Below are 11,570 nucleotides of genomic sequence, written 5' to 3' on the forward strand. Positions count from 1 at the left end.
AGGGGCCAGATGCCACCAAAGCGGGCAGCGGCCTCTCAACTGGACTCGAAGCCGGCCGCTTTTCGGGCGGCGTGAAGTCGTTAGCCCGATCCGTGTCCCGCTTGTTAAGGCTCCTTCATCCCCGATCTTTTCCGACGACCTACCCCTTCGGGTTGGCCCTGCCCGTCGATTTCAAGGAGTCGTTTGCCCAGCTCCTTCTTTAGAGCGTTGCGATCGCCACCGGACAGGGGTGTTGGATGGTGGTTAAGCGCCATTGAGTAACAAACCGATCGCGAGCGGATCCTTTAGGAGCTCTTGAAAGATAGCCAGCAGCCATCCTCCTCGTAGCGCGCGCTACGATTCTGACATGTCCGATCGGCCGACTTCTGCCCGACGTCCTTCCAGACTGCATGCTGATCGAAAGACCCGACCGCATCTGCCTTTTCGGATCTCAACGATTCGACTGCAGCGCTGGCAGGTCACCCGCAAAACGTGACGAGGGATCTCCGATAGCCGTCGCTGCTGAATTGGCACGCCTGGACTCGTTCCGACGCTCGCGTCAGCCAGGATTGAATCCCAATACTCTTGCGGTAAATCTGCGTCTGAACCGACGGAATGCGATGACGACGACCGAGTAGCGGCGGTCCATTTTTCAATCTGTTTTGGTGACGGCATTCGCCAACTCGCGCGTCGGGACGACACTCCCGCGGAAGGGGAGGGGGACAAAGCAGGTTCTTTTTTCTGACATATTGTCAAAATACGAAGGACAAATTATCAAAACGGATTTTACATAATGACAAGTATTGAGCTGACTGAAATTTTGACATTTCTGGGCCTCGACCTGGCCGAGGCTGCGCAACTGTTGGGAGTTTCGACGCGAACGCTTCGAAGATGGATGGAAGGCGAGGAAATTCCCGGTCCGGCCCAAGCCGCTCTGCGTGCCTGGCACCAACTCCACGCGCGGCACTTGGCTTGGAAGCCGGACGCCATTTCCATATTCGAGAACGACCAAGCTCAGCTCGAGCGTGCGCGACTTCATGCGCGAGAGGTGAGCGGGCTGATCAAAGCGGTCGAAGCTCGCGGCGGGCCGCAAAATCCATGGTCGGTCAATATCGCTAAAGGCGTTGCGACGTTCGGTCCTTTTGAGATCGGGTTTTACAACCTGCAAAACGGAAGCTTCTCTCTCAGCGGGTACCGCCGCAAAGACAGCTCGCCGGACCTCGTGCGGGACAGGCCGTACCTTGAAGATGCCGCGTACAGCATCAGCATGGCTTTTTCAAAGGCCGGCGAAAGCGAAATTGCGCTGGACAACGTCGCGGAGTACGTCCGAAAACATTCGGCCGCGTTTGTTGTCGATGGCCCGCAGCGGCTGTCGCCTGCGGACTCCAAACGCCGCCAGCGGGACATCGAATTACTCGCCGGCAAAATCGATGAACTGGCGAAGCTTGCCGCCAAGGGCAGCGCCAATCACCTTCAATTTGAGGAATTACTGCATCAACTCCACGAACTCGGGTTCTTCCCGACTATCGATCTGGTTTCAGCAGTAGCTAAGGCTATGGTCTAAAATATGAAGAATTCAGTGAGCGTTCCAGATCTTGGCGCGCGAGGTGAGAATGTGTTCATCGGTTGGTGTGAACCGGAAGGGTTTCGTGCCCAGAAATCACAGGCAGACCGTCTCGGCTGGGACTACCTCCTTGAAGGCGAGCCTTTGCGGATGAAAGAGCGTCCGCTTGATTCCCAGAACGATCTTCCGAAATTCTTGATCCAAGTGAAAGCGACAGAAGGATCTCAGCCGCCGAGGATCAAGCTGTCGGCGCTCAAGCATCTCGTTGATGCTGACCTGCCGGCGGCGATCGTCGTCATGTTTTTCGTCAAAGACGGGCGGACGCCGATTCGCACTCTCCTCGTCCCGGTCGATCAAAAAATGATCTACGACACCCTCAAGCGGGTTCGCAGCGAGGAAGCCAAAGGAAAGCGGAACATTCACAGAATCACGATTCTTGTGCCACTCGATCGTGCGGTAGAATTGTCTCCAGCAGGAGAAGGGCTGGCAAAGGCTTTAAACGGAATGCTCGGAGGGGCACCTGCCGATTATATTGCAGGGAAGGTCGACTACCGCAAGACTTGCGGTTTTGATAACAGATCCATTGTCGGTCGATTTTTCGTTCCAGGAGAAAATGCGGGCGAAAAGATCGGTCAGCTCTTTTTGGGTGGCCCTCGCACGCTTAAGGTGACGGACCTGACGATTGAGCGACGCCGGTTCGGAATTCCGCTCGACAATGATCGCGATGAGTTTCGGGAAGCGGTGCTGGAGCTAAACGTATCGTCATCGATGTCAACCACGGTTGAACTTTCTTCGGAAGCAGGCGAGTGGACCTCGGTAGAGCTCGAGATGTTCGTCACTCCGATATTCGATGGAAAGCTCGGGCCGGTGCGACTTGCAAACAACTTCCTTGAATTTTTGATCGACTTTCCGAAGGCGGAGGCGAACCTAACGCTCAACTATGACGGTGAACGAATTGTCGACCTGGAGGAGGCGGTCGCCATCATCGAGATTGGCGTCATACTGGCCAGGCCGCAGAAATCGATAACGCTCCGTTTCAAGGGAAAAGAGCTCAAGTTGGAAATGGCACCAGGCGAAGGGCCATTTGCGCATTGGATTCCGGCCGCGCCAGTTCTTCGTAGGATTGTATCGGCGATGGTTCGGGCAGGTCGGCAGACAGCGCGCCGCTTTAAATTTGCCGACTTCGTCGATTGGGTTGATACTCACATCGAATTTCTTGCCGTAGCATCAACGCCAGGCGTCAATATCATCTTCAACCATTGGCCTGACGAAATTCAACTGACTTCTGACGATGCTTTGTTGACGCCTTTTTCGCTCGAATGTTTTGGGTCGTGCTATACGGCGCTTATCGAACTTCCGATTGTATCATCGAGCCGCTCGGAGCCGGAGGTCACGCTCATCGGTGGTCGGCCCCATATTGTATCAGAGGTGGTGCGGGCATTGAATGCCGATACGTCTGACTTTGTCGAGAGCGCAGTTGAACGATCGAATAAGGATCGGGGGTCGAAAAGACCGGCCTTTTTCGCGGAGGGATTCTCTAACTGGGATAAGGTCATGCTCTCCATCTCGTAGAGAAGTGCTTATCAGTCACAACGGTGGAAGTACGACCGTAAAAAGCAAGGCCAGCGCAGCCGGCAAAGTCGGCTGAGCTCTCTAAGGCTGGAGACGAGCTTGCGGGGAAAGCAGTCTGCTATTGGGAAGGCAGGTGCTATTCTTTCGATTTCGTCGACACCCTCATCCTCAAAAACTTGGCGCCAGTTGATTGCAATGGTGTCGATCCGATCGATCTCGGCCCTAGCCTCGTCTGTGCTCAGCACGAAGTCCCCGCAACACGAAACGCAGTTAGCAATGCTCGGGCACTTGCTGCCGGATCAGTGTTTCCGTCGAAGCGATCTCATCGCCTGCTGACGCCGGCCGACTTACGCCACTCAACTTAGCGGGCAAGCTGTCATTCGGCATGCAAAATTGGATGCTGAAGGGATCAATTGTGACGCCGAATGACAATAGCGGATTCGACGAACTCGACCTCGCTCTCCGTCTCGTCCTGCAAGCCATTGAGCAATGAGATCACCAGCTCACCTTGTTTTCTCCCGTCGGACTCATAAGGCGTGCGGCAGTCATGGAAACGTCTGATCGAGGAGCGCAGTCTGTTCAATTCTGCGCACTGCCGGTCCAATCGCCGACGAGGGTGGGCCAATCGATCGGACGTGGGTTCTTGCCGATCCAAACGTCCCAGAAATCTGGGTCTGACGATTGCGGCCGATGTGCCTCGGCAAGTTCATCCATCTCCACGAGCAAAGGAATCGGCGTGGCCCATCCCAGCAAAATTGCCTGACGGGATGGTAGGCTAGGTAGCTCCTTTAGCAAGCCCGCCACATTGTCGGGAACGAGACGTCCAACTAGCGCCTGATCGAGGTCGTTTACGATCCGGTGCAGTAGGAAAGTATTGCACTGTGCAAGGATCGTGGGCGAGAGCTCCGATGGGCGTTGTGACGATAGCATCAATCCAAGACCAAACTTGCGACCTTCGCGCGCGATCTTTTCGAACGTCTCGCGACAGAGCTGGGTCGGGTTTTCTGCCGGCCCATCTTCGTTGGCGCCTCGCCGAACAAAGTTGTGTGCTTCCTCTAGAACCAAGGTCGTGGGCAGAGGTTTGCCATCAGGATGAAGCCGTCGGTAGCGCTGCAATGCCTCAAACGTCAGCCGTCCCAGAACCGCAACGACTACGTGGATTATTTCTGAAGGCACCAACGAAAGGTCAACGATTGCGACCTGTCCGTTGGCCGAGGCGTTGCTGCCCACGAACGCGTCAAGCCAGGCATCGAAGGTGATCGCCGGGTCACTTCCAATCACTTGACCGAGTCTCGGGTCCGACATCATGCCGCGGATGCGCATGCCGAGCGTGCTGATGAATCCGGCCAACGCACCTCCCTCCGTCGCTGCTATCCTCTCAAGGTGCTCTGGCAGCATGTGTACGTCGAATGGTATCGGTGCATCTTCCGTAAGATGCGCGATGGCGAAAGCATCCTCTACCAGATCTACGAAGCTCTGCAGTGACCTCCGCACCGCTTCCATGTCCTGTACTGAGAAGGAGTTGAACCAGTCTCCTGACCGACGGGAATTAGCGATAGTTTCGATAATGCTGCTTATCTCTTCCAGAGCTGTCTTGTGCTCACCATCAACGGATTCCGTCATATTGCTGCAGTCTGATGCAATGTTGTCTAGCAGTTCGCCGCAGCGCCGCCGATTGCTTGCGCTGCCAGCGTAGGTCGCGGCACCTTCGGCCAACATAGCGGCGATCATGATGCGATAGGAATACAAATGCCGCCTGACGATAGTTTGGCGAGGCGTCCCCGCCAGCTGCCCGTTCTTTAGTTCACGAAGCGCTTGGAGCAGCAGGGGCCGCTGCGCTCCGGGTCGTGCGAACGATACCGCGGTCCACTCGTGACCGTTCCAGAGCCAGGCCGGCAGACGGAGCGCGCGTTCACCCCTGTTGAGGTCGATGGGCGGGACACGAAACAGGCGGATATTTCCGCCCCTATCTGCAAATGCTTTGGCGTACTCCCCATTAGGATCAAGAATAATAAACCGCGCATTCGGCTGTTCTGTGCCATTCTCAAGAGCGGCCTGCGCCGCATCGAGTGACCAGCGGATCAGCCCAGCGACGGAGCAGGATTTTCCACTACCGGTGTTGCCGAGTACGGCGACGTGCCGCCCGAAGATCTTATCGGGATCGACCATAATTGAGGTATCTGCAGCCAGCGGTGACGAGCCGATGCGAACGCGGCGGTCCTTGTCCTTTGCTCCGACGATAGCTGTGATTTGTTCCGGCGTTGGGATTGGTATCTGATCGCCTACCGAAGGGAACGCAACGATTCCTCGACTCAATTCGAACATACTGCTTCCCTCGCGTCGGTTTCGAGCGACAGACAGGGTGCCGATCGGAGTGAGCGACATCTTCCGCAGAGGGAATGGCAGATCGATCAGGCCGAAATCCTTAAGCCCCGACCGTTTGGGGTACGGCGATCGTTCAATCCCGATCCACGTGACGTAGGCGACGGTAGCACCAGCCTCATTCGGTATCAGCACGTAACTATTGAGCCTTGGGAAGCTCATCGGTGTGCCGGTGTTGAGCGCAGTAGCCTGTGGCGCATCGAGATCGAGCAGCACACGGATCTCATCCGAGGAGATCGACTCGACCGTGCCGATGACCAGTTCAGCGAGCCGTTCGATCGGGGAGCTCACGTTCCTCCTCCAGAGCCCGCTGGCGGCTGACTCGGTTCGGCTGGCGCCAGGCCCGCAGCGGCATCTGCGAAAGCGCGGTTCTTCAGCAAGTCAGACATACGCCCGGTGATGTAATCGAGCGCGGGCTTTGGCAGATAATCGTCGACGAGGTGCTGGAGGCTTCCGAAATGGTTGCCGGCGAGGAGGCTGACTTGTGCAGGACGAGTTTGATTGAGAAATCCCTTGATGCGATCGTCTAGTTCAAAGGCGATGATCACGAGGTGTGCGGACGGAACCGACAGCATATCGAGCAGAACACGGTTGATGTGGTCATCACCGAACCCGTAGCCGTAGGTCACCACCACCGAGTTGGGTCTGCAAGTTGCCGAGGCGAAATCACGGAATAGCTCCGCATAAGGATATTGGGTGGTCTCCACGTCCTTAGCCGGATTAGGATAGATCATCACGGTATCAACTGGAGAATCTGGTAAGCTCGGATGATCGTCGTCGGCACCAAATGGTGTCTCTGACCGATAGATCCGATGCGCGATGGGGTCGAAGCGCCAATCAAGGCTGCCGTGGAGCTTGGTCAGACGGACGACGCCTTCCATAAAGCGCGGCTCACCGCGGATCCCGGGTGGGTTGTAATGATAATCGAGCTCGATCCGAGTGTTGCGGAACAGTGGACGCAAGCTCCCCACAAAGCGATCAATGATCCGTAGCCCCGCTTGATCGCAGCCATGTTCGATCAACCGGTCGTAGTTGGTCGTGAAGATATGTAAACGCTCGCGTGAAGCGGCGCGGCTGACGAAGCTGAGCAGAAATGACTGCACCGTCGCCAGTGCTGATGCACTGTTTGCTTCGAAAATACCTCGCTCGGTAGCAAGCAGTGAGGTTAGGAATGTCGCGATTGCGGAGTTAATGTCGTCGCGAACACCTTGCGCCGACCCCTTATCGATGATGTCAAGACCATCGAGCACAGCAATGGCGCTACGCAACTGATCTTCGATGTTAGCTTGACCGCGACCCATCTTTTTGGCGCTTGCGGTCGCGTGACGAGGATTGCCTTGGCATGTTTCGACTTCCCCGTCGCAATCGCCATACCCGTCGCCTTGACGCCGGCAGCGAAGCCCACAGCAATGGTAAAGCCGCTGCCAAGCAGGAGGTTCAGATGCTCAGCTTGGAATACCGCCGAGAGCCACGGCTCGATCTTTCGGCGGTGTAGCGCGATGAACCGATCAAGTTCGTCTGCGCTTTCTGGGATGCTATCGAAGGTCTCGCTCGATGCACCAACCCGGTAACCGTGCGCCTTCCACTCCATGGACCCTCGCGACGAGTTGCAGGACCGACCTGAGTCCCCGCTAGTAAGTCTTAAAGCAACATAATCAGAGGTTGCAAGGCGGGCAGGTAGTCAAAGTGAAAAAGGTAAGCAGCGAAGCGGCGAGGGGATGAAGGGCATCGAGATTAGCTTCCTCGACTAATCGCTTGAACCGGTGAGGAGACGAGATCTGACGAGGAGTGCCGCTATCCTGGCTCCCTCACGCCTCCAGCTTCAGTCGATCCCGTCCGCCGGCTCGGGTGGAGGCGGCGGGAGCGAGGTATGCTCTCCGACTCGAGCTCGCCATCAGCTTCCGCCATCATCCCACCTTTCGTTCAGGAGCGGCGTGGCTCTCAAGCAGTGGCATATCCAGGCTCGGAATCTCTGGCATGGCTTTGCCGGCGATCGCCTGCAAATCGCCCACCATGCCAACGGTCGACTCCACCACGGCGAGGATCTGAGTTTCGCGCTTGGCCCATTGCCGGCCCATGAACTTGCGTTCCTTGTCCAGGTCGTCGCGCATATCGTTGAATTTCTCAACCACAGCTTCTACCCGCTGCCGAAACTTCGTGCCGGTCAGGTAGTGATAAACCTGCTCCATCTTGGTCTGCTGACCCTGCTGAACGAGGCGCGATCCGCTTACGTCGATCAGCCCCTGGCGCAGCGCCACGGCGACCGGCAATGCGCAACGCGGATGGGCCACCCATACGCCGTCGACTAGGTCAAATTGCTCGACGTGCTTCGGCAGCGCATGAGAGATGATCAGAGCGACGTCGGCGGCGGAACGACGCTGGTCGTCACGCAGTTTGGCAAGCCATCCGTCACTCCATGCCTTGGTTCGCTTGGTTTCCCAAAGGATGATGCCGGCAGGTTTGCCAATGGCGCCATTTATCTGTTGAATAACGTCCGCCCCAAGCTCACCTTTTCCAACCGGCTCAATCGAATCGGTCGGAAAACGTCCGCGCAGAAGCTCTTCGAGCTCGAGCTCGAGTACTTCCCCTTGGGATTGCTGTGATCCCTGCTCGGCCTTGCGCTTGAGCTCCTCGATCGTTCGAGACATCGACTCGATAGTCTGGTCCTTCTCTGCAACGCGTAAGCGCGCAGCCTCGTCGGCTTCCTGCCTGGCCTTGATCTGGATTTCGCTGATTGAGGCCTGCACGCGCTTCTCTATTGTCAGGTCGAGCTCGCGCTTTTCCCCCTCGAGTGCGCGCTGCTGTCGCATCAGTTCGGCTTGCTGCTTTTGGGCCTCGGCAAGCTTTGCGTTGTTGGTAAGCAGGTTGGCTCGCAGCTCCGCGGCTTCCGCTTCCTTCGCCTGCAGCTCGGCCGCGGCCGCCTCTCGCGCCTTCTTGCTTTCGGCCGCGACCAGCTGGGCACGTTCGGCGATCAATCGTTTCGCAACGTGGTCCTCGATTTGCTCGCGGTCCTTAGCGACCTGCTCGCGTTCCAGCCGCAGTGCCTCGGTCTTACGCTCCATCTCTGCATCTTTGCTGGCCAGCTGCTGTTGAAAGCGCTGACGAATTTCAGCGAGGAGGGGAGCGGCCAATGATTCCGTCAACCGGATCTCGTGATTGCAGTTGGGACAATGCAGGGTAGGTTCGTGTGAAGCGCCGGCTGCGGTTACTTTGAAACTCATGAATTCCCCCGTCATCGTAGAGCAGGATTGAACACCATCCGCGCGCGATTGCGATGTCGCCGCTCTCGATGTCCACATCCGCGTCGCCGATATCGACCTGGCCGGGGGATTTTCCACGGAAGGCATCACGACATGTCGACGTAAGGCCACGCCTCAGGGCGAGCCGTTCTATTGGGAATATATTCTAGATGAGAACAAAACAGGATCAAGCGCCAATTGGCTGCGCAGGCTGGTGGAATAACCCTGTCGTTCCATCCAGGCAGCATCGACCAGAAGCCCCTGAGGGAGAGTCCTTTCGAGCTTGTTTAGCTTTCTGTCCTTTTGCTCAGCCATACTAAGTAAATTAGCACTTTTCCAAACCAACCCGAGGGAATCCTCTATTTTACGTAATCTGACTGGGCAAAGACGCCGAAACAGCCGGAAATCTCGCGATGGCTCCTGGAAGAGGCCCATCGCGTGGTGCTTCGCTGCTCCGATATGTTCCGGCGCCGAAATTAGACGGCCGTAAGGAATATGAGTCATATTTCTTACGCGGTCTTGACTTTGTAAGATTTAAGGCGCAAATTTCTTACAAGGGAACCGTAAAATGGCTAGCACAGCGAACCAGATATACGATCGGATGAGCCATGACCCTCAGCCGAGCAAGGTATGGACCGCACGCGATTTTGCGGACACCGGCACTCGATCGGCTGTCGACGTCGCCCTCCACCGCCTCCGGAGTGACAACCGCATCAGGCGCATCGACCAAGGTCTCTACGATCTTGCTCGCACCAACCAACTGACGAAGAAGATTTCGCCACCGGACTACAAGTCGGTGATTCAGGCGGTCGCGAGACGGGACGGCGCCAAAGTACTGGTCGACGGAATAACCGCCGCCAACAACTTGGGACTTACCAACGCCGTCCCGGCGAAGGTGGTCGTGTGGACGGACGCCCGCGTGAAGCCGATCCAACTCGACCAAATGGTCATCGACTTCAAGAAAGTCGCGCCAAGTCGACTTCTGTGGGCTGACCGCCCGGCCGCGCAGTTGGTGCAAGCTCTGATTTGGCTGCGCGACGTTCTTCCTTCGGATGGCGACAAGATCGCAAAGCGCCTCAAGTCCATCCTGAACGACGGCGACGACGGGCACCGCATGCGAAAGGATTTGCAGGACCACTTGGGTGATCTCCCCGACTGGCTCGTTCCTATCGTAAAAGATATCCTCAAGTCCGACGCAACGGCGCCAGATCCGCTCCCGCCGATCCGCGGCCAATGAGATGCGATCATGACCGACCTGCCGCAGATCATTCGAGCAAGCGCTGAAGACCGGCGGGGACTGTTCCAACAAACCGGACAGCGTCTCTCGTGCCCCCCGGAGAACATCGAAAAGGACTTTTGGGTCTGTTGGATCCTCGACGCGCTCTACAACAAGGCGGGCATCGAGCAGCGTCTGCTTTTCAAGGGCGGCACGTCACTCTCGAAGGCCTTCGATCTGATCCAGCGGTTCTCGGAAGACATCGACATCACCGTATTCCGCGACGACCTGCCCGGCGAAAACTTCCCGTCAGATGACGATCTCCGCGCGATGGGATCGAACGAACGCAAGCGAAAGCTTGACGAAATAAAGGAGCGGTGCAGCAGTTTCATTAACGGCGAATTCCAGAACGCGCTGACGAACTTCGCCGCTGGTGAGCTCGAAGGACTGACGTTCAAGATCGAGCCCGATCCGGACGACCCCGACGCTCAATCCCTGCTCTTCCACTATCCAAGCGCATTCGCGGATTCCGACGAGCGGTACGTCCGACGCGTCGTGAAGATCGAATCCGGCGCTAAGTCGGCGCTCGATCCGCATGAGACGAAAACGATCAGTCCATATTCTGCCACCGACACCGACGGCCTGGACCTCACCGTGCCAAACGTGCTGACGATCAAGCCCGAGAGGACGTTCTGGGACAAGATCATCATCCTACACGGACAGCGACACTGGTTCCAGAACAGAGGGGAGCTCTACAAGGACGGGCAGCGATTGTCGCGCCATTACTACGACATATTCCGGCTTCTGACCTCCGAACACGGCGAAGCCGCACTTAAAGATCTGGAGCTCGCGGAAAGCTGCGTTCGCCATGCCCGCCTCTACTTCAACCGGAAGCCTCTCGATCTCGACCAGGCGACTCCCGGAACGTTCGGTATCGTACCGGTCGACGGCATGCTCGAACCTTTGAAGGCGGACTACCAGAAGATGGCCGGCATGATCTTCGGAGGATCCCTTCTTTCGAGGATATCCTCGGCAAGATTAAAGCAGCCGAAGCGACCTTGAACGCCACCTGACCAAAGTCTCAATCGGTCCTCCACCGGCTACAACCCTGCCGATGGACTTGCCGACGTGCCTGCCGTCGGCGGCCGTCGCGAAGTCGGGTACCCACATCATCGGCGAAACCCGGTGGAGCGATTGAAAACGAGTTCGCTGGACGCTTAGCCTCGATACGGCTTCGATGCCAGGCGCACGCCGCCGTCAGGGATTCCTAAGTTCGGACGGGCAAAAGGCTGCACTTGACGATTGCGAAGAATGTGCGACCATAGGTTGTTCACGGAAACGGGGCGGGAGGAAGCCATGGCGCGAAAGCCGACCAAGAAGCCGAAGGTGAGCTTGATCGTCTCCGACGACAAGGACGTAAAGTTGAAGGTCCGACCCGGCAAGCTGCACGTCGTTCAGGTCGAAACTATCACTCCGGATCTGAAGAAGGCCGGTCGCGTCGGTGCTCGGCTTTGCGGGTACGGCACGAATATCTGCCTCGCCATCGTCGATATCGACAAGTGACTGCAGCGCGGCATCGTCTGCGATCATCGCGCTACAACTTCTGCGTCCCGCTAGG

The 11,570-nt window shown here is 57.1% G+C and carries 8 protein-coding genes; 5 read left to right on the top strand and 3 right to left on the bottom strand.

The features are described from left to right. Positions 1–772: 772 nt before the first annotated feature. Complete coding sequence (locus XH90_RS38025) at positions 773–1,543, top strand: DNA-binding transcriptional regulator (protein WP_128929582.1); 771 nt, start codon at positions 773–775, stop codon at positions 1,541–1,543. Between the two features lie 15 nt (positions 1,544–1,558). Further along, positions 1,559–3,115, top strand: coding sequence for a hypothetical protein (locus XH90_RS38030; RefSeq protein WP_128929581.1), 1,557 nt, complete (start codon positions 1,559–1,561; stop codon positions 3,113–3,115). Between the two features lie 579 nt (positions 3,116–3,694). Here the strand turns inward: XH90_RS38030 and XH90_RS38035 are convergent. The 3 genes from XH90_RS38035 to XH90_RS38045 all read right to left on the bottom strand — a co-directional run bounded on the left by XH90_RS38035 (position 3,695) and on the right by XH90_RS38045 (position 8,718). Next, on the bottom strand, positions 3,695–5,788 hold the full coding sequence (locus tag XH90_RS38035) for an ATP-binding protein (RefSeq protein WP_128929580.1): 2,094 nt from the start codon (positions 5,786–5,788) through the stop codon (positions 3,695–3,697). Beyond that, positions 5,785–6,798: an SIR2 family protein gene (locus tag XH90_RS38040; RefSeq protein WP_232995577.1), complete on the bottom strand. Its 1,014-nt coding sequence runs from the start codon at positions 6,796–6,798 to the stop codon at positions 5,785–5,787. The genes XH90_RS38035 and XH90_RS38040 overlap by 4 nt, the downstream gene beginning before the upstream one ends. A 606-nt stretch (positions 6,799–7,404) precedes the next feature. Next, the gene (locus XH90_RS38045) at positions 7,405–8,718 is read right to left on the bottom strand and encodes a DUF2130 domain-containing protein (protein WP_128955173.1); all 1,314 of its coding nucleotides are present in this window, start codon (positions 8,716–8,718) and stop codon (positions 7,405–7,407) included. A 586-nt stretch (positions 8,719–9,304) separates the two neighbouring features. Between XH90_RS38045 and XH90_RS38050 the strand changes: the two genes are divergently transcribed. The 3 genes from XH90_RS38050 to XH90_RS38060 all read left to right on the top strand — a co-directional run bounded on the left by XH90_RS38050 (position 9,305) and on the right by XH90_RS38060 (position 11,515). After that, positions 9,305–9,973, top strand: coding sequence for a DUF6088 family protein (locus tag XH90_RS38050; protein WP_128929578.1), 669 nt, complete (start codon positions 9,305–9,307; stop codon positions 9,971–9,973). 9 nt (positions 9,974–9,982) lie between these two features. After that, positions 9,983–11,014, top strand: coding sequence for a nucleotidyl transferase AbiEii/AbiGii toxin family protein (locus XH90_RS38055; protein WP_232995576.1), 1,032 nt, complete (start codon positions 9,983–9,985; stop codon positions 11,012–11,014). 294 nt (positions 11,015–11,308) lie between these two features. Next, positions 11,309–11,515, top strand: coding sequence for a hypothetical protein (locus XH90_RS38060; protein ID WP_050631493.1), 207 nt, complete (start codon positions 11,309–11,311; stop codon positions 11,513–11,515). Positions 11,516–11,570: the final 55 nt, after the last annotated feature.

The organism is Bradyrhizobium sp. CCBAU 53338, from assembly GCF_015291665.1.
Taxonomy (GTDB): domain Bacteria; phylum Pseudomonadota; class Alphaproteobacteria; order Rhizobiales; family Xanthobacteraceae; genus Bradyrhizobium.